Annotated in this window: 17 protein-coding genes and 1 pseudogene; 8 read left to right on the top strand and 10 right to left on the bottom strand. The window is 39.5% G+C overall.

Annotated elements, in window-relative coordinates:
• Positions 1–44: 44 nt before the first annotated feature.
• On the bottom strand, positions 45–1,262 hold the full coding sequence (locus H6G75_RS22385; protein ID WP_190982186.1) for an ABC transporter permease: 1,218 nt from the start codon (positions 1,260–1,262) through the stop codon (positions 45–47).
• A 171-nt stretch (positions 1,263–1,433) separates the two neighbouring features.
• Entirely contained in the window at positions 1,434–2,900 is a 1,467-nt protein-coding gene (locus tag H6G75_RS22380) for an efflux RND transporter periplasmic adaptor subunit (protein WP_190982185.1), read from the bottom strand.
• Between the two features lie 519 nt (positions 2,901–3,419).
• Between H6G75_RS22380 and H6G75_RS22375 the strand changes: the two genes are divergently transcribed.
• From H6G75_RS22375 to bioB, 4 genes are all read left to right on the top strand, one after another.
• A complete protein-coding gene (locus tag H6G75_RS22375; protein WP_190982184.1) occupies positions 3,420–4,163 on the top strand; it encodes a tetratricopeptide repeat protein in 744 nt (247 codons plus the stop codon).
• Between the two features lie 123 nt (positions 4,164–4,286).
• Positions 4,287–5,162, top strand: a complete 876-nt coding sequence (locus tag H6G75_RS22370) for an NAD(P)-dependent oxidoreductase (protein WP_190982183.1) — start codon at positions 4,287–4,289, stop codon at positions 5,160–5,162.
• 495 nt (positions 5,163–5,657) lie between these two features.
• Positions 5,658–6,461, top strand: coding sequence for a WGxxGxxG-CTERM domain-containing protein (locus tag H6G75_RS22365; protein ID WP_190982182.1), 804 nt, complete (start codon positions 5,658–5,660; stop codon positions 6,459–6,461).
• Between the two features lie 312 nt (positions 6,462–6,773).
• Entirely contained in the window at positions 6,774–7,784 is a 1,011-nt protein-coding gene (gene bioB / locus H6G75_RS22360; protein WP_190982181.1) for a biotin synthase BioB, read from the top strand.
• A 71-nt stretch (positions 7,785–7,855) separates the two neighbouring features.
• On the opposite strand, the gene petL is transcribed toward bioB, so the two are convergent.
• Positions 7,856–7,951: a cytochrome b6-f complex subunit PetL gene (petL, locus tag H6G75_RS22355; RefSeq protein ID WP_062295558.1), complete on the bottom strand. Its 96-nt coding sequence runs from the start codon at positions 7,949–7,951 to the stop codon at positions 7,856–7,858.
• A 180-nt stretch (positions 7,952–8,131) separates the two neighbouring features.
• On the opposite strand from petL, the gene aroB reads away from it, so the two are divergent.
• Positions 8,132–9,226 carry a 3-dehydroquinate synthase gene (gene aroB / locus H6G75_RS22350; RefSeq protein WP_190982180.1) on the top strand — a complete coding sequence of 365 codons (1,095 nt, stop codon included), beginning with the start codon at positions 8,132–8,134 and terminating at the stop codon, positions 9,224–9,226.
• Between the two features lie 51 nt (positions 9,227–9,277).
• On the opposite strand, the gene H6G75_RS22345 is transcribed toward aroB, so the two are convergent.
• The 4 genes from H6G75_RS22345 to H6G75_RS22330 all read right to left on the bottom strand — a co-directional run bounded on the left by H6G75_RS22345 (position 9,278) and on the right by H6G75_RS22330 (position 11,707).
• Entirely contained in the window at positions 9,278–9,697 is a 420-nt protein-coding gene (locus H6G75_RS22345; RefSeq protein ID WP_190982179.1) for a hypothetical protein, read from the bottom strand.
• Positions 9,690–9,950, bottom strand: a complete 261-nt coding sequence (locus H6G75_RS22340) for a hypothetical protein (RefSeq protein ID WP_190982178.1) — start codon at positions 9,948–9,950, stop codon at positions 9,690–9,692. Before H6G75_RS22340 ends, H6G75_RS22345 begins: the two co-directional genes overlap by 8 nt.
• A 239-nt stretch (positions 9,951–10,189) precedes the next feature.
• Positions 10,190–10,975, bottom strand: a complete 786-nt coding sequence (locus H6G75_RS22335; RefSeq protein ID WP_190982177.1) for an ABC transporter substrate-binding protein — start codon at positions 10,973–10,975, stop codon at positions 10,190–10,192.
• 24 nt (positions 10,976–10,999) lie between these two features.
• Complete coding sequence (locus H6G75_RS22330; RefSeq protein ID WP_206757378.1) at positions 11,000–11,707, bottom strand: ABC transporter substrate-binding protein; 708 nt, start codon at positions 11,705–11,707, stop codon at positions 11,000–11,002.
• 693 nt (positions 11,708–12,400) lie between these two features.
• On the opposite strand from H6G75_RS22330, the pseudogene H6G75_RS22325 reads away from it, so the two are divergent.
• A pseudogene (locus tag H6G75_RS22325) lies at positions 12,401–12,939 on the top strand (Uma2 family endonuclease).
• Between the two features lie 237 nt (positions 12,940–13,176).
• Positions 13,177–13,644 (top strand): hypothetical protein, encoded by a 468-nt coding sequence (locus tag H6G75_RS22320; RefSeq protein ID WP_190982175.1) that lies wholly within the window; start codon positions 13,177–13,179, stop codon positions 13,642–13,644.
• A 289-nt stretch (positions 13,645–13,933) separates the two neighbouring features.
• Here the strand turns inward: H6G75_RS22320 and H6G75_RS22315 are convergent, their stop codons facing one another.
• From H6G75_RS22315 to H6G75_RS22305, 3 genes are all read right to left on the bottom strand, one after another.
• A complete protein-coding gene (locus H6G75_RS22315) occupies positions 13,934–14,845 on the bottom strand; it encodes a polysaccharide deacetylase family protein (RefSeq protein ID WP_190982174.1) in 912 nt (303 codons plus the stop codon).
• A gap of 997 nt (positions 14,846–15,842) precedes the next feature.
• The gene (locus H6G75_RS22310) at positions 15,843–16,211 is read right to left on the bottom strand and encodes an EamA family transporter (protein WP_190982173.1); all 369 of its coding nucleotides are present in this window, start codon (positions 16,209–16,211) and stop codon (positions 15,843–15,845) included.
• 100 nt (positions 16,212–16,311) lie between these two features.
• A complete protein-coding gene (locus H6G75_RS22305; RefSeq protein WP_190982172.1) occupies positions 16,312–17,274 on the bottom strand; it encodes a glycosyltransferase in 963 nt (320 codons plus the stop codon).
• Between the two features lie 164 nt (positions 17,275–17,438).
• Here H6G75_RS22305 and H6G75_RS22300 point away from each other — a divergent pair, with 164 nt between their 5' ends.
• Complete coding sequence (locus H6G75_RS22300) at positions 17,439–18,980, top strand: glycosyltransferase family 39 protein (protein ID WP_190982171.1); 1,542 nt, start codon at positions 17,439–17,441, stop codon at positions 18,978–18,980.
• Positions 18,981–18,989 lie beyond the last annotated feature (9 nt).

Here is an 18,989-nt window from a genome sequence, read left to right as displayed (position 1 = left end):
TACCCCCTCTCCCTTGTCTACCCCCTCTCAGCACTCAGCACTTCCTAAGCACTCCGCAATGCCACAATCGGGTCTAGTTTAGCCGCGCGGCGGGCGGGAACGACACCAAAGAATAAACCGATTGCACCAGAAACACCAACGGCGGTAGTAATAGCTACAGGAGAAATACCTGCTTCTAGGGGTGTCAGACTGGCAACAATCATAATTCCACTCACCCCAACGGCAGTTCCCAATAAACCGCCAATTGCTGACACAATCACAGCTTCAATCATGAACTGGAGTAATATATCTTGTTCGGTTGCGCCAATTGCTTTTCTGAGTCCGATTTCTTGGGTACGCTCGGTGACGGAAACCAGCATAATATTCATGATACCGATACCGCCAACGAATAGAGAAATACCCGCGATCGCCGCCAGCATAATTGTTAATGCACCTGTGATTTGTCCGACAGTTTGCAAAGCGTCTTTTTGGGTGCGGATAGTAAAGTCATCTTCACCGATGATTTTGTGGCGTTGGCGCAGCAAATTGGTAATTTGAAAAACGGCTGCATCTACACTATCGGCGTTTTTAGCTGAGGCGACAACATAACTTAACTCTAATCCATAAGGAGAAGTACGTCCGACTATACGGTTAGCCATTGTAATTACCGGGATTAAAGCCGCATCATCATAATCCACACCCAAATTAGAACCTTTGGCAACTAATACTCCAATCACCCGAAAGCTCGTATTATTAATGCGTAACTGCTGTCCCACCGGGTTACTAGTAGCAAAAAGTCTTTGGGCTAATTTTGCCCCCAGCACCACCACTTGGTTACTGCGTTTCATATCCACTTCCGAAAAGAATCGCCCTTTGTCGGTAGTAAAGTCGCGCACTGTCAAAAAGCTGGGAGTTGTACCAATAATATTGACATCGGTGTTTTTATTCCCTACTGTCACCACCTGGCGACTATTTAACTCCGCCGTTACATCTGCTATGGTGGGGACTTGAGTAGCGATCGCTTTAGCATCTTCTAAAACTAAAGTTTTTGGGGTATCACGGGAAATCCGCTCGGTTTCTTGATTCCCAGGAATGACAAACAACACATTCGGCCCCAAAGATTCTAATTGTTTGGCAATGTATCTCTGTCCGCCTTCCCCAATGCCAATCATGGCAATTACCGAAGCGTTACCAATTACTATACCCAACATGGTCAGGGCGCTACGCAACTTATTCGACAGCAGAGTTTTACCTGCCATTTGTACGCTTTCTAAAAAGTTCATAAGTAAGTAGAAAGTGCTTAGTTATATTAAATGAGTGCTGAGTGCTGAGTGCTGAGAGGGGGTAGACAAGGTAAAAGGGGTAGACAAGGTAGAAAGAGAAAGATTGCTTCCTTGTCCCCCTTGTCCCCCGTGTCCCCCCTATCTCCCTTGTCTCCCTGCCCCCCTGCCATCTTAATTCTGCTGCTCTTGCGCCTTCTTGATTTTATAGTCCTTGGGTAAGTCAACAAACACGCGATCGCCTGCTTCTACTCCTGACAAAACTTGAGTTTGGTCTTGAATTTGTGCGCCTGTGGTGATTTCCCGGAACTGGGGTTGATTTTTGGCATCGGGAACCAGAACACCAGTTTTACCTTTTTCGGTGACAATGGCTACTGTGGGTAATACTAAGGTGTTGCTGACGCGATCGCCCAAAAAAGTTAAATCGACATTTAACCCAGAACGCAGTTTATCTGTGCCTGTATCCAAAGCTACCCGCACCTGAAACGATGTCACACCTTGTTCCACCACTGCTTCTGGTGCAATCAAGCGTACATTACCTTTAAATACTTGATCAGGATAAGCATCCGCCACAATTTCGACTTCTTGTCCCACTTTCACTCGCCCAATATCGGCTTCGGGGATTTGTGCTAATACTTCCAACCCTTTAGCAACCGCCACAATCGAACTAGAAGTTGCTGATGCACTGCTAGAAGCAGAGGTAGTTGGTGTTACAAATGCACCGATGTTGGCATATTTTTGCGTCACAATCCCCGCAAATGGGGCGCGAATCACAGTTTCTTCCATTTTGACGTTAGCAGCCGCTAACTGTGCTTGGGCGGCTTTGACGGCGGCTTGGCGTTGGGCAATTTCTTCTTTACGTGTACCATTTTCTAATAAAACTAAAGCGGCTCTGGCTTCAGTGACAGCAGCTTCTTTCAAGTCAATTTCTTCACTGCGAGAACCACTTTCCATCAGTGATAACCGCCGACGTGCTTCTTCTAAATTAGCTTTAGCAGATTTATCATCACTCACGGCTTGATCTAATAATTGCTTTTTTTCTGCCCCTTGTTGGTAAAGATATTGGTAACGTTTAACTTGTTCAGTAGTGTAATTTACCCTGGCTTGGGCTGCATCTACTTGGGCTTGCACTTGAGAAATTTCTTGGGGACGATTCCCAGCACGCGCTTGGGCTAATTGGGCTTCGGCTTGTCGCAACCGCGCCCTGGCTTGAGAAATTTCTTGGGGACGATTCCCGGCTAAAGCTTCATCTAACTGCGCTTGAGCTTGGGCTAAGTTGGCGCGATATTGCAGAATCTGGGCTTGTAAATCACCGACATCCATTCGGGCGATAACTTGATTTTGCTGTACGCGATCGCCTTGTTCCACATATAATTCTGCCAGCACCCCAGGATTTTTCGGACTGATATTCACACTCTGCACAGGCACAACCTTACCACTGGCTGTAATTTTTAAAGTTACATTTTTTGCTTCTACAGGTACAGTTAGTTGTGTAATATCTTGTTGACCAGCTCCCCGATTCACCATATTAACCGTCGTCGCAACACCCGCCACAACAGCACCCGTGGCTATCAACCCAATTAGCCAGCGATATGGGTGATAAACTTTACCAATCACGGGAACTTCTATGTAAGTGTTCATAATCACGGTCTAATCTATACTTTGAGCCTGGGGAATCGCTATTGAAAAAAGCGGACAGAGATTAATTAACGTTCCTTAATACTACTCTTTAGTAATTTTAACCGCCTTCACCTAAATGGGTGAGAAGGGAGGCTGTCTCAATTCAGGAGTGCTGAGTGCTGAGTCGGATTAGACAAGGGAGAGGGGGTAGACAAGGTAGAAAGATTGCTTCCGTGTCTCCCTTGTCCACCTTGTCTCCCTGATCTTTACTTAATCTTTCTTGTCTCTTTTTTTGTTCAGATATGAAATAAGACTGCGTTATATTCTTGTGGATTTTACTGAAATTAATTGAGTTTAAAATCAGCTAAAACTCCTGCACAGTCAAGGTCAAACTTGTATTTAATTTATTAGTGTTAGTGAATGGCAAAATTTAGTAATTGCCCAGATAAGCAAATTAAGTAAAAAACAACAGTCTTTTATGATACTATTAAGAATTGTCAAAATGATTTAACATCAAATCTAGAGTTCTGTAGGTACAGCATGGTCTTTTGGCGCTGCATAGCTGCCTCTGGCTTAATTGTTTGCTTGATATCTGGTTGCGATAGCAAAGCCCAATCATCAATCAAAAATACTCAGCAAGTGGTACAAGAAATTAATGTTTCTCAGTTGCTGACAGAAGCAAATACAAGTCAAAAGGCAGAAGATTTATTTCATCAGGGCAATAAATTATTAGATGCACAAAAATACCAAGATGCTATAGCAATTTATGATAAAGCGATCGCTCTCAACCCAGATAGTGCAGATACTTGGATTAACAGAGGTATCGCTTTAACAAAGTTGCAAAAACATACAGACGCACTAGCATCTTATGATAAGGCGATCGCTATCAAATCTGATAAAGATGAAGCTTGGTACAACCGAGGGAATGCTTTAGCATCGTTGGAAAGTTATACAGCCGCAGTTGCAGCTTATGATCAAGCGATCGCCATTAAACCAAATAAACAAGAAGCCTGGATTAATCGAGGCATCGCCTTGACAAAATTACAACGTTATCCAGAGGCTCTAGCATCTTATGATCAAGCGATCGCTATCAATCCAAACAAGCCAGAAGCCTATTACAATAGAGCTTGTAATTATGCCTTACAAAGCAAAGTAGACTTAGCAGTTGCAAACTTAAAATTCGCCATTCGCCTCGTGCCAGAAAAATACCAACAATTAGCGAAAACCGACCCAGATTTTAAGAAAGTACGTAGTGATCAAAGATTTCAAAAATTAATCCAATAGCAGATTTTGTTAACCATTCTGTATAAGCTTTTATCTGTTCGCTGTTGCAAGTTACAGGGTATGATTTGGATGAACTAAATCTAATCTCTGCATTGCTTTGCTGCCTGCAATCAAAAATCATATATGAAAAAGTTATTGATTACCGGAGCCAGTGGCTTTTTAGGATGGCATCTTTGCCAACTAGCAAAACAAGAATGGGAAGTTTATGGAGCTTATCATTCTCATTTGCTAGAGATTCCGGGAATCAAAATGGTGAAAGTCGATTTAACAGACTTTCAAGAATTAAAACAACTATTTATAACAATTCATCCAGACGCAGTTATTCATACAGCAGCCCACTCACAACCTAATTTTTGCCAAATTCATCCTCAAGAATCACACCTCATCAATGTCACCGCATCTTGCAACATAGCTGGACTATGTGCAGATTACTCGATTCCTTGTGCATTTACATCAACAGATCAAGTCTTTAATGGCTTAAATGCTCCTTATCATGAAGCTTCACCAGTATGCCCCATCAATATTTATGGTGAACAAAAAGTCATGGCTGAAATGGGCATGTTAGAGCGACATCCCATGACCGCAGTTTGCCGAATGCCCTTACTGTTTGGTATCGCCACACCCACAGCACAAAGTTTTATTCAACCATTTATTAAAACTTTAAAGGAAGAAAAAGAATTAAATTTATTTATTGATGAATTCCGTACACCAGCCAGTGGTAGCACAGCCGCTAAAGGCTTATTGTTAGCTTTACAAAAAGTAAATGGAATCATTCACCTAGGAGGGAAAGAGAGGATTTCACGTTATGACTTTGGACAGCTATTAGTGGAAGTTTTCAAACTACCCTCCACAGGCATAAAAATCTGTAGACAACAAGATGTAAAAATGTCCGCACCCAGACCAACAGATGTTTCTTTAGATAGTTCTAAAGCCTTCAGTTTAGGATATCAACCTTTATCTATCAAAGAAGAATTAAAACTAATCGCTCAGTATGAATAGCTGAACTGAGATAACTGACAAAAATCTTGTTAATAAATTCAAAATATTGAATAAATTGGTTAGTCAATTTGAGTAAGGGAATTAAAAATTTAATCCCCCATTTTGTGGTTATTTTAGTAATTTCAACTTATACCTCAAGAAAGAGGTTAGTGAGTTACTCCTTTGCAACAATTTAATTATTCCACAGCATTATATAGTTTGACATTATTTTTGGAGAAGCCAATTACAAAATACTCATAAATAACTGACGTTTTCCAAAAGAAACAAAATAATGTTTATCACCCAAACTTTGATAGTTTGATTTGCATGAATTAAAAATCAGAAAGATAGTTTTAAGGTACTTTATTCCTGGGAATACAACTAGTTTATGGCTGATGAAAATAAGTGCTATTTTTACATATTTAGCATCATTGTAGATTTACAAAATTAAGCAATACCTAGGATTTGTGAAAGCTAACAAACAAGAATATTTAGAGACAACAAGGAATTAAAAGCATGAAATCTCTTAATTTGCCCAAGTCTGTTTTAGTGAGTTTATTCGCTGTAAGTTGTGTCGTTGCACTATCTACTCCTATTTATGCTCAAACAGGAGGTAGTGGTACAGGTAGTTCAGGAAGTAGCGGAACTGGAACTAGTACAGGCACTAGTGGCACCGGAACCACAGGAACAGGTACAAGTACTACAGGCACTTACGGTACAGGTACCGGAACCACAGGAACGGGTACTACAGGTACTGACGGTACTGGCACTGGAACCACAGGTACTTACGGTACAGGTTCCGGCACTACAGGAACGGGTACTACAGGCACTTACGGTACAGGTTCTGGAACTACAGGAACGGGTACTACAGGTACTGACGGTACTGGTACTGGAACCACAGGTACTTACGGTACAGGTTCTGGCACTACAGGAACGGGTACTACAGGTGCTGACGGTACAGGCACTGGAACCACAGGAACAGGTGCAGGTACCACAGGTACTTACGGTACAGGTTCTGGCACTACAGGAACGGGTACTACAGGTACTGACGGTACAGGCACTGGAACCACAGGAACAGGTGCAGGTACTACAGGTACTTATGGTACAGGTTCCGGCACTACAGGCACAGGTACAGACACAACCAACAATACAGGCACTACATCTTACCAAGGAACTAGCGATGTGAGGGGCGATCGCAATTCCAATTGGGGTTGGTTAGGTTTACTAGGTCTAGCAGGTTTAGCAGGTTTAGCTCGTAAGCGCCAAGAACCCACAACATACCGCGATCCTAATGAAGTACGTTCTGGCTCTAGATATTAGATAGCCTCACCTTACAGCTAACTCGGACGATTCAACTTGTCAGATTCTATAACCTCGACTTTCTTAAAAGTCGGGGTTCTATGTTCTTAGTATATTTACAGTCTCAAGTTTAGGTATAGAGCTTATTCTGATTCTGACTTCTGAATCTTGAATTCTTCTTCAACTATTCTTGATGTATTCATCTGCCATCCAAGCAAAATCTTGATAAGCTGATGTCTAATGTCTACGGCCTTAGGATTGAAAGCAGTACTTCAACAGATCCAGCAACAAGACAGATATTAATCAATCCAGTCAACAAGAAGGATTTATTGAATGTCGGTGGTAATACGCTACGATTGGCAGGAAGCAGAGATTCAGCAGATTTACAACATGCCATTGCTAGAGCTGGTTTATCAAGCTGCTAGTGTACATCGCCAATATCATGACCCCAAAAAGATACAGGTCTGTAAACTGATATCCATTAAAACAGGTGGTTGCCCTGAAGATTGTGGCTACTGCGCTCAATCTTCTCATTACAAAACAGAAGTAAAACCCCAAGCACTTCTTTCCAAAGAGACCGTAGTCAATATTGCCCAAACAGCTAAACAAAAAGGTGTCAGTCGTGTCTGTATGGGTGCTGCTTGGCGAGAAGTGCGGGATAATTCCCAATTTGAAACAGTGTTGGACATGGTCAAAGAAGTGACCGATATGGGTTTAGAAGTGTGCTGTACTTTGGGAATGTTGACAGCCGACCAAGCCAAGCGATTAGAAACAGCCGGGTTGTATGCTTACAACCATAATTTAGATACTTCCGAGGACTATTACAGCACAATTATTACCACAAGGACTTATAGCGATCGCCTCAATACAATTGATAATGTTCGTCAAACTAATGTCACTGTATGCTCTGGTGGCATCTTGGGCTTGGGCGAAACTGCGGAAGACCGTGTATCGATGTTATGCACTCTGGCAAATCTCAGTCCACATCCAGAGTCAGTCCCAATTAACATTCTTTCCCAAGTTGAAGGTACACCCCTAGAAAATCAACCAGATGTCCCGATTTGGGATGTAGTGCGGATGATTGCAACAGCACGTATTGTCATGCCAACTTCTGATGTGCGTTTGAGTGCAGGCCGCGCCAGACTTTCCCAAGTTGAGCAAGCTTTTTGTTTTATGGCAGGAGCTAATTCTATCTTTTCCAGCGACGATAATAAAATGCTGACTGTCACAACACCTTGTCCAGATTATGATGCTGACCAGGAAATGTTGAATTTGCTGGGCTTAGAAATGCGTCCACCTGTCCAAAGAGTAAATCAGGTGGCTAGTCCTGCGGCTGTGGGATAACTTCAAGAGGGTAGGAGGATGTAAGGGAATTCTGCCTCAGTTCTACCCTTACACCCCCATACCCTTAATTTTTAGAGGATTTTAGCAGAACGTAGACCGAATAATAAACCTGCTGCGATCGCAGTAAATAAAGCCAAAAAACCGATGTAAGCAACTACGGCAAACATTTTAATGTGTCTCCACAATACTTTACTAAATCTATTGAACCATTAGTCAAGGGTCAATGGTCAAGGGTTAATGGTCAATAGACTCAAGCATAAAATTTCAGACTTCATAATTCAGACTTTATACTTCCAACCCAGATTGCGCTAAAATACAACCCCACGGGCGCTTTTTAGGGTTGGGCAATGACTTCTACCATTAACGTTAATTTACCGCAGCAGTCTTATGAGATTGCGATCGCACCTGCAAGTTTAGATCAACTTGGTCAAAGTCTGGCCAATCTCAAGCTAGGGCAGAAAGTACTTGTAGTATCGAATCCCACTATTTTTAAACATTATGGCGAAAGAGCGATCGCATCATTACAATCCGCAGGATTTAACGTAGCGAGTTATTGCTTACCAGCCGGGGAACGCTACAAAACCCTTAATTCAATTCAAAAACTCTACGATGTTGCTTTAGAAAATCGCCTAGAACGTTCCTCGACAATGGTTGCTTTGGGGGGAGGCGTAATTGGTGACATGACTGGTTTTGCTGCTGCAACTTGGCTGCGGGGAATTAACGTCGTCCAAGTACCTACCACTTTATTAGCAATGGTAGACTCTGCTATCGGCGGCAAAACAGGCGTAAATCATCCCAATGGCAAAAACTTAATTGGCGCATTTCATCAGCCGCGTTTAGTTTTAGTTGACCCAGAAGTATTAAAAACTTTACCTGTGCGTGAGTTTCGTGCAGGTATGGCAGAAGTTATCAAGTATGGTGTGATTTGGGATGAAGAATTATTTACCCAAATGGAAGCCAGTAAACATCTCAATCAACTCCGGTACATGAAGCCGGAATTGTTGAATGAAATATTAACTCGTTCTTGCCAAGCCAAAGCCGATGTTGTCGGCAAAGATGAGAAAGAAGGCGGACTCAGGGCAATTCTCAATTATGGACATACCATCGGTCATGCTATTGAAAGTTTGACTGGTTATCGATTAGTGAATCATGGCGAAGCAGTTGCGATCGGTATGGTAGCGGCTGGACAAATTGCTGTCAATTTAGGTATGTGGCAACAAGCCGAAACTGACCGACAAAATGCGATCGTTCAAAAAGCAGGTTTACCCACAAAATTACCTGCGGGTGTAGATATTGCCGCAATTATTGACGCACTGCAACTAGATAAAAAAGTCAAAGCAGGTAAAGTACGGTTTGTGTTACCAACCCAAATTGGTGTAGTCACAGTTACCGACCAAGTACCAGCAGATGTCATCCAGCAAGTACTACAAGGAATGCAATAGATTAGCTAATCGACCATAGTGTTAGGCTGTTGGCTGCGTGACCTACCAACTTCATCCTTTCTTCGGGCAAACTTCAAAAGCCAACTCATGTCGATAAAAACACACATTGAACTCTGCAAAGAAGTTCATGTGTCCAAGAATTACAGGTATATCCCTCATTTCAGTCCAAGCAAACCCAAGTAAAACCGGAGGAAACTGTGCGATTATACCTGTCACAACCAAACCGCGCGAATCACTCCGAGCCAAATTTCCACTCAATGGAATCGAAACTGTTTGATTTTCCCAGACTGCCCCTAGCTGTAGACCGATCTCGTAGGGCAGAACGTTGACACTTGCACCTGTGTCTAACAATGCTGTCACTTCTAGAGAGCGATTACCCAGTGTGAGAGTTAAAGGGATATACGGCATGATCACCGATCTCCCAAAACTATCAATTCGTTCGGTGAATGAATAACGTTGTCCGTTAAGCATTGGATGCTTCCCTTGCGGCAACCAAGATATCTGACAATGCTTGAACGGATGTACTATCGGCTTGAGGCGACCATACCACAGCTTCAGTGGATGCAAGTTGCTGGAGGAGCAAATTTGCCGGGTCTGCTTCTCCAGATGGTTCTAGGCTGCACCCTTCTTCTTTGGCAACTGCCAAGAGAAGAAAGTGGATCAATCGAAGTTTATCTTGATGAGATAACTGATTAACAGTTGGCAACAGTTCGTTCAGCGACATATTGCTTGCTATAGAGAATACGTCACTTCATTATATATTTGGTTCTGCTGTTAGGTTCAGAGCGAGATGTTATACCATTTCACTTTAAACATGATACAGATACAGCGCCTCGACTTCGCTCGGCGACCGGAAGTAGAGTTGCAGAGGAAGTAATTTGTATCAGTCATTTCGTGAATTGGTATTAGACTGCGAACAAAACAGAAACTTGACTGCCTCAAAGCTTATACGATCTACTGCTCTTACGAGCATAGTTCTCCAGGTTTCAAAGGCTTGAAGATGTATTGGTCTCCCTGGTGTTTTACACAAACAAGTACCCCTAGTTTATCCTTTATTTTTCGATCTCCAAAATTATCAAATTGCACTGTCTCATTACCTAAAATTCCCTTTGCCTTGAAACTTGCAGACGATAGAATGCTCTGAAGTTCTTGGCGAACGCATTTATCAAACTGAACTGACTTAGATAGACACTTAATAGATGCCATTTCTACACCTTTAGCTAAAGCTTGAGTAGCATCATATGACATTGCTGCTCGCCAATTCATTTCTAAACCATTCAAAGTGAAGTTAGCTAATGGAACAGCAACTACCATCCCTTGAGTTTTTTGTGAAAGAAATGGCTGCTTGTACATACTGTCTCCACCAAATAAATGCAATTTTCTTTTTTTATCAATATTATTCCTTTCGTTAATAACGTCATCTAAGTAAACAGACTTTTCTGTGCTAGGGACTAGTAAAAGTGCATCTGCATTTTTTGCCACTTTGTCCATACAATCTATAGCTACTGCGGCTCCAATGCTGATTCTACATTCATCTTGATTAGGGTCTTTATTGTTTATAACTTTGCCATTTATATGTTCAAAAGCCTTTTGGAAATACTGCTTGTAAAGCTCACCATATCTACTATTCTTTTCGTAAATAACAGCTATACTACTAATGAGATTATTGGGGTTCGATTTATTATACTGAATGATATATTGCACTATTTGATCAATTGCTATGCGGTCGTTAGGAGCAACGCGAAACACATTTGAGTTAAGGTCAAGTTCATTTTATTTAAATTTAAATGGGAGAAATCCCCATAAATTCCCGGTTGCTCTGACCGCAGTACTGGTAGGAGAAATTAAAATAAGCCCATAATTTCTGTAAATCTCCGATGCTGCTTCAGTTGCGTCACTACTAAAATGACCGATTATTCCAGTGATGTCTTCTTTAGTTGCCAAAAACTTAGCAGCTTTTCGGGCTTCTATTCTTTCAGCTTGTATTATGTCATAAATAGAACTATCTCTATTACCATCATCAACGATATTGATTTGTATAAAAAGTCTTATATCACCAATTTGAATTCCGCCTTCTTTATTTATTTCTTGTTGAGCGAACGAAGCTCCTCTCAAGATTTCAAGAGAATCATAAACTCCTTGACCATTATCTCTGCTAATGGGAACACTAACCCCCACTTTAACCAGCACATTTCCTGAACTTTTAGCTGCCATATCAGCAGCTTCAGAGTTATTTAGATAGATTCTTGCTTCTGAATCATTAGGACATTGTTCAATAAATTTTTTAAATTTTTTTTCTGTTTTTAAATTCCAATGTTGTTGGCATGTATCTTTCCATTTCTCTGAATTATCTGTTTTGTTTAACCAAGGATACTTATTCACTAAGATGGAATCTCCTGAACTGAAGTGCTTAGAATAAGAGGGATCATCTAGAATTTTCTGGTCACTATTACTTAGTTTTGCCCATGTTAATGTTCCCAAAAACAAAAATAGTAGAAAAATAAAAAATATACTTCGATATTTTCGATATTGAATATGCCTTGTTATGTTATCTAAAAATCTCCAAATTCTTTGCCTAAAAAACGCAGATATTCCTACAATTATAATTAAAAAAAAATACTGATAAAATAAAGGAAATATATTTAGAAAATAAGAGTAAAATGAAACCTAAAATTACAAGAAATAACTCAATAAGCCAAAAGCAACCGCGATACCATATAAGAAAACTAGAGCGAGATTGTAAAGGAATAATCTCGATTAAATAGGGGTAAATAATGCCCCCCGTTTGTTCTTCTCCTGAATTGCTAGGTCTAAGAAAAAAGAAAAGACCAATAACAAGCGAAACTAATAGAGGAAAATAGTTCCCACTTTCGTGGGAGCTTTTAACTGTATCCCACCAGCTTTGGAGCGGTTTAAGTTTTTCAGGATCGAGAAACTCTATCCAGTTCATATATTTTTTTTAGAGTACAGAACATTTAAGTAAACTAACCTGCTGTAAGACTTAGAGCTTCTCAGTGCTTTCCGGGCTGCACTATCTCTATAGCACTAAAGGTTTTTATTGTGTCATTTAAGCTATTTTGGCTATTAGCAGCATAGCATTTAGTTGATTTACTATTCCTGTAAAGGAATACACTGGTTAGTTACAATTAAACTAGCTAATAGCTGGTTTGCGCCATGATACTTCAAAGCAAAAATCAATTAACTTTACAAGAGTTCTTGCATCTTCATCCACGTGAGGGAGATACTACCTATGAACTTGTGGATGGTCAAGCTATTCCTAAAATGTCACCAAAGTTTTTTCACGCCAAGTTGACTTACGTCTTTTTAGAGTTAATCGAACAATGGAACAAAGAACAGGGGATCGTCTGTCCAGAATGGTCTGTGGTTTTACAACGTCGAGGACGTGACTGGGTACCCACACCAGATGTTGTATATATTTCTTATGAGCGTTTACCAGCTAACTGGAATGAAGATGAAGCTTGTCCAGTTCCTCCAGATTTGGTTATTGAAATAATTTCACCAGGGCAAACTTTGATCAGATGATAGCTAAAGCCAAAGATTATTTAGATGCCAAAGTTCTGCGAGTGTGGGTAGTTGATAGCAAAGCCAGAAGTATTACTGTGTTTTTCTCAGATGCAGCACCACAAACATATATGGGAGATAAAATACTAAAATATGCTCTGTTTCCAGGGTTAGAATTTACAGTTGATTAAATATTTTTACAGGCAAAAATCCCGTTAAAGTAGTGATTTTACATTTATGAATTATTAGTAAAGTGCAATATCCTCGATTTTTCAAATAATTCGGGGATCTGATGTATGTGAACTCAGTATAATTACTAATACTAATAAGAAGAAATGATTAATCACCTCAAATATGGGGTGATGACTGTTACCCTAATGTATATATGACATGAAGTGAACGACAGCATAACACTCAGGGATTGCTCCATGAAAAGATTCATTTGCGTACCGATAATGTCTTCTTTATTGATGAGTGTGGGATGCCAAGTAGCTCTTTCTCAAAGTTCCAACTATGATGTTAAACCGGGGTTAATTACTGCACAAAAATTATCTGAGTTAAACCCAGCTAATATTGTGAAAGTTGCTGAATTGACTAACAAAATTGATGAAGAAACGGCTTTGAATTTGGTTTGGAAGCTGCCACAAGTACAACGCAAAGCCAGAGAAATCGCCAAGCTTTCTAGAGGGACAATTAAATTAGGGGCGGTAGTTGATGGTTCTCCTACTGTCAATGAGCCTTACTACACAGTTCGCATATTTGAAAATCAATCAGATTATGATTCAACTATTTATTGGTTTCGTGTGTTTAATAACAATGGTCTGATAGAAGTTCTGGATGTAATTGAGAATAAATACATCAGTTTAGATGAATGGCAACAGCAATTAAAGCGATAGAAACTTGCTTAGTTGTGATTTTGCATAAGCGGTTTGATAGCAATTAAAGCTGGGTGAGCATCAAAAATCATTTAAAACTCCACTTTTAAGTTATGGAAATTGCCCACCCTACATCTGAGTGTTGCGATCGCATTCTATAAGTTTAGTATTAGGACTCATATTTGATTGTTCAAAAAATTAGATATTTGTAAGGTGGGCATTTGTCAATCATGAACATGACCACCCTACACATAATTTAAAAATCAAAACTAATTACTATATTAATAATCACTAATTAGTAATTTAACTATTACTTTTTCTGGGCAACTACACTTTGTGCTTTATCTTCCATTTCTAAAAGTTCTGGAACAGTTACAAAGCTGTATCCTTGCTTCCGAAATCTATTAATAATTTCTGGTAAAGCCTGCACAGTACGGGAGCGATTTCCACCACCATCGTGCATCAGAACAATCCCACCTGGTTTAGCTAGTTGAAAGACATTATTAATCAATTTGGGTACAGCAGGCTGAGAATAGTCTACAGAATCAGTTGACCACATCACAATGGCATACTTGGCATTTTTAGCGTATGCAGCTACACCATTGTGCATGATTCCTCCAGGTGGGCGAAACAAATTTGTTTTGACACCTGTAACTTTATAAATTATGTCTGTTGTATGCTCAATTTCATAGGCGGCTGCCTGCTGATTCATGAAATGATACCAGTGATGCCAAGTGTGGTTAGCAACAACATGACCTTCTGCACTTACCCGCCTGAGTAAGTCGGGATAGTTTTTGACGTTTTGACCAACAACAAAAAATGTGGCTTTGATATTATTCTGCTTGAGAATGTCCAGTACTTGAGCAGTACTTTCAGGCCAAGGGCCATCATCAAAGGTTAGTGCAATAACTTTTTGATTAGGACTGAGTTTAGCCTCTTTAATCACTGCTCCTTGAAAGCGTTTCGCTAAAGCATAACCAAGGCCTTTAGCTTGTGCTTCTTGTTGCCAAGTTGTCAGCATTGCTGCTTTTAATCCTTCAATACGCTTTTGCGTACCTACTTTGGCCACTAAATTGTTATTGATATTTATATTCTGGCTGCTTTGGGCTTCAGAAGCATTGGGTCTCAGAAGCATCATCATAGCAATGCTTAATGTGGCACCCAAGGCAAGTAAAGCAATCAATATACCTTGCGGCCAAAGTAACGATTTATTGTTTTCCACTTCATAGCTCCTTCAAGGGTCGAACCATTTTGCATGGTTCTGACGGTAATTTATAGCACACTTTTCTCTAAAATTTAGATTCCCAATTAGTTTCTAATAATCCTGAAAATATGCCTCAGTTTTACAGAATTTTATCTGGGAGTTTTCTTTGGTAAGAGGCGGGTCAGGTTATCAGTAATCTCTCTGAAAGCGATCGCTGAGAACAAATTTGTCTACTTAAGTATTTCTACTTTTTATCGTTACATTAAGACTGCCAATACTGATAGTAATAACAGTCTGCTCGTATTAGGCTACTAATCATTTTATTGACCTTCAAGAAGCCTCCTATAAGATTTATACAAACAACACATGATCTACACAAGTTTATCTATAGTTACTAATTACTTGGATAGGTTATTTGCCCTACGCAAGTTGTATTTAATATTGTATATTTTACTGCTACAAAATATTCTTTTTTATTGTATAAAAAACTAACTTTTTCCATAAATAATAGTTTACCTTTGCTTTTCACAGATTGATATAGTGTTAATCAACAAAAGCTAGTTTCTCATTATCAAGGAATATTAAGCCGTTAATTTCTATACTCTTTAATTATTAATCTCATATTATATGAGTAATCCATGATGTTAATCATATTTAGTATAGTAATACTACTATTTAGCTATAATTTTTACAAAAAACTTCAAAAAAATTTAATATTGATTGCATCAATGTATATAATTAGAGAAAATAATTATCAATCTTTATGATTTAGGTTATATTGGTTCTCTTTCTAATAAGCTACAAACAAGAATAATTAACCGCAGATGGAAACAGATAAAATCGTAACTTAGCAGACTAGGAAAAACTATATAAAAACTCAGTCTATCATTCTAGAATAACAGAATCCAACATAGGAATCAGTTGTGATGGTAGGCGGGAAGTAATAAAGTATTAAACAGTACTTTTTAGTTGTGCAGATTTGTTTGAAACATCAAATATCAGTCCTATAAACAGTTTATTTGCGCCAAACAACTAAAATTACACCCAGAACAATAAAGCTTAAACCTACTAAGCGTATTAAAGGTATAGGTTCTTTCAATATCCAATAGCCAAGCAATACAGAGAAAATATATCCTATAGATACAGATGGGCCAGCAACACTCAGATTAACTCTGGAGAGTAGCAGGATATAAAACATAGCGCCAAAACCGTAGCAAGTTAATCCAATTAATAGTTCTGGTATTGTAATAATACCAAGAATGTGAGTAATTGCGTTGCCTAAGTTAACCCTGCCTAATTTATTTGCACCTATTTTCAAAAAAAATTGTCCGGCTGTGCTGATGATGATTGATACAATTAATAAACTAAATTCTTGCGGGGTCATAAGCAGACACAGGTAAATAGAAAATATAAATTGGCGTAGTTAAGTGTGAAACAGTTAGCATTTTAATTACTGTTTCGTAACTTGATATGTCTGACAGTGGTTATTTAGACTGCATTTCTGAGACTTTGATCAAACCACCAGTTTCTTTGACAGTATATATGGGGCGGGCTTTGACTTCTTCATAAATTCGACCGATATACTCGCCTAAAATTCCCATACAGATCAACTGCACAGAACCGAGAAAAAAGATAGCAATTGTAATCAAACTGTAACCAATCAAAGGACTAGCATGGTCAAATATACGCCAATACAATACTAATACGATCATTAACAAAGCGATCGCAGCTGCTACCATACCTAAGTAGGTTGCCAGTTTTAATGGCACTGTAGAAAAGGAAATAATTCCATCCACAGCCAAAGCCCAAGATTTACCGAAGGTATACTTAACTTTGCCAGCAAAACGCGGTTCTCGTTCAAACATTACAGCAGTTTGGCGAAAACCCGCCCAAGCGCGTAAACCTCGAATATAACGGTTACGTTCGGGCATAGCATTGAGAATATCGACAACTTGCCTGTCTAGTAAACAAAAATCTCCGGTGTCTGTGGGGATATCCACATGAGATAAACGTCGGAGAATGCGATAAAAGGCATAGGCTGTAAAACGTTTGAGCCAACTTTCTTGTTTCCGAGCTAAACGTTGCGCGTAGACTACTTCGTAGCCCTGTTGCCATTTTTCCACCATCTGAAAAATTAGTTCTGGGGGATCTTGGAGATCCGCATCTAGAATAACTGCACATCTGCCTTGGACAAAATTTAGCCCAGCCGTAACAGCAGTTTGATGGCCAAAGTTTCGCGCAAAACTGAGGTAACGAACTCGACTATCACGATGGCGGAGTTCTCGAATCATACTCAAAGAGCGATCGCGGCTACCATCATCGACTAAAATAAATTCCACCTCACCATCTAACTGTTCTGCTACATGATGCAGCCGACGGTACATTTCCGTGATATTCTCTTCTTCGTTATAAATAGGAATGACCAAAGAGTATATTGGTTGAATCACAGTTTTTATCAGATTATTTCATCAAGACAGCAAGAAAAGGCCAGATTCAAATAGATATATACTATAAACTTGGTGATGTCGTTCCTGATATAAAATTCCTTAAAATTATATCTAGTTATCGTAATCAATCAACAATCAATAAAATAATTAAACTAAATTTCTCTATGCGCCCATTCCGAGAAACAGAATGGCTATTTACCTTGTTACTAGGCGCTTTACTGCTGTGGTTGCTGTGTTTAGGAAATTCCTCCTTACGCGACTGGGACGAAGGTACAGTAGCACAAGTCGCCAGGGAAATTTGGCGTGCTGCTTTTGGTTCTCTGCATTGGCTTTATCCAACTTTAGGTGGTGAACCTTATCATAATAAGCCACCTCTGATGCACTTATTAATTGCTTGGTGTTACTCTCTAGGCGGTGTAAATGAATGGACAACACGCCTACCGGGTGCTTTATTAACTGCTGTGGGAGTACCGTTATTGTATTTAGTAGGAATTTTGTTGTTTAACGATAGTTTACCTGCTTTGTTTGCGGCTTTAGTTTATTTAACAACTTTACCTGTAGTGCGTCATGGACGCTTGGCAATGCTAGATGGTGCCAGTATTACGTTTTTCTTACTATTATTATTTTGTTTATTAAAATCACGTCAGCAAAAACCTTGGGCTTTAGGTGTGGGATTTTGTTTAGGGTTAATTACTCTGACTAAAGGGATGCTGGTTTTGTTACTGGGAGGTATTGCAGGTTTATTTATCTTGGCTTCATCGCCGTTAATTGTTTTCAACAACCCTTACTTGTGGGCTGGAATTGGATTAGGAATTGCGCCTGCGATCTCATGGTATGTTGCCCAATGGCAATATTATGGTAGTAATTTCTTACAGATAAATTTACAAGCGCAAACATTTGACCGTATTGCCCAACCGGTTGAGGGTAATACAGGCGCTCCTTGGTATTATTTAATTGAGTTATTGAAATATGCTTTCCCTTGGTTATTATTTTGGCCAGCCGGATTTTATCTAGCTTGGAAGAAACGTTATGCTATTTGGAGTCGCTTAATTTTAATTGGTACCATTGTTTACTTGGTAGCTATCTCTTTAATAACTACAAAATTGCCTTGGTATGTTATGCCTATATATCCATTTTTAGCCTTGGCAATTGGGGCAGAATTTAGTGAAGTTTGGCGAAAGCAAGTAATTAATCGGCGAGTTTGGGGAATATTTATAGTTGTGATGGCACTGGCTGGTTTAGGAGGTTGTGTTTACTTTATTCTTGCCCAAGAAGAGCCTGTATTAGTTGCGATGGCTATTGTTTTAACGATAAGTATGAGTTTAGCAGCATGGTTGATTTATAAATGCGATCGCAGATTTATTCCTGTGTTATTTTCTGGGATGTATTTAGTACTATTACTATTGATGAGTTCCCAATCTTGGATTTGGGAATTAAATGAAGCATTCCCAGTTAAACCAGTCGCCGCCTTAATTCGCAGCCATGTCTCCCCAGGGACAAAAATTTATACATCATTTGCTAATGGTCGTCCTAGTTTAAATTTTTATTGTGATTGTCAAGTTATCCCAGAAACCACGCCAATTCTGCAACAAAAGTGGGCAAATAATGATTATTTACTTTTAGATCATGCTACATTAAAAAACTTAAATTTACCTATGAGTAAAATTTTAGGTAGTGCTGAAAATTTTAGTTTAGTTGCACCATAGCTATTGATT

The sequence above is a fragment of the Nostoc sp. FACHB-280 genome, from assembly GCF_014697615.1.
Lineage (GTDB): Bacteria > Cyanobacteriota > Cyanobacteriia > Cyanobacteriales > Nostocaceae > Nostoc_B.
The sequence above is the reverse complement of the archived record's forward strand: the minus strand, read 5'-3'. Positions and strand labels throughout refer to the sequence as shown.

Bases quoted from the DNA above. Each gene is read 5' to 3' on its own strand.
- H6G75_RS22385 (WP_190982186.1), bottom strand. From the start codon at position 1,262: ATGAACTTTTTAGAAAGCGTACAAATGGCAGGTAAAACTCTGCTGTCG.
- H6G75_RS22380 (WP_190982185.1), bottom strand. From the start codon at position 2,900: ATGAACACTTACATAGAAGTTCCCGTGATTGGTAAAGTTTATCACCCA.
- H6G75_RS22375 (WP_190982184.1), top strand. From the start codon at position 3,420: ATGGTCTTTTGGCGCTGCATAGCTGCCTCTGGCTTAATTGTTTGCTTG.
- H6G75_RS22370 (WP_190982183.1), top strand. From the start codon at position 4,287: ATGAAAAAGTTATTGATTACCGGAGCCAGTGGCTTTTTAGGATGGCAT.
- H6G75_RS22365 (WP_190982182.1), top strand. From the start codon at position 5,658: ATGAAATCTCTTAATTTGCCCAAGTCTGTTTTAGTGAGTTTATTCGCT.
- bioB (WP_190982181.1), top strand. From the start codon at position 6,774: ATGTCGGTGGTAATACGCTACGATTGGCAGGAAGCAGAGATTCAGCAG.
- petL (WP_062295558.1), bottom strand. From the start codon at position 7,951: ATGTTTGCCGTAGTTGCTTACATCGGTTTTTTGGCTTTATTTACTGCG.
- aroB (WP_190982180.1), top strand. From the start codon at position 8,132: ATGACTTCTACCATTAACGTTAATTTACCGCAGCAGTCTTATGAGATT.
- H6G75_RS22345 (WP_190982179.1), bottom strand. From the start codon at position 9,697: ATGCTTAACGGACAACGTTATTCATTCACCGAACGAATTGATAGTTTT.
- H6G75_RS22340 (WP_190982178.1), bottom strand. From the start codon at position 9,950: ATGTCGCTGAACGAACTGTTGCCAACTGTTAATCAGTTATCTCATCAA.
- H6G75_RS22320 (WP_190982175.1), top strand. From the start codon at position 13,177: ATGAAAAGATTCATTTGCGTACCGATAATGTCTTCTTTATTGATGAGT.
- H6G75_RS22310 (WP_190982173.1), bottom strand. From the start codon at position 16,211: ATGACCCCGCAAGAATTTAGTTTATTAATTGTATCAATCATCATCAGC.
- H6G75_RS22300 (WP_190982171.1), top strand. From the start codon at position 17,439: ATGCGCCCATTCCGAGAAACAGAATGGCTATTTACCTTGTTACTAGGC.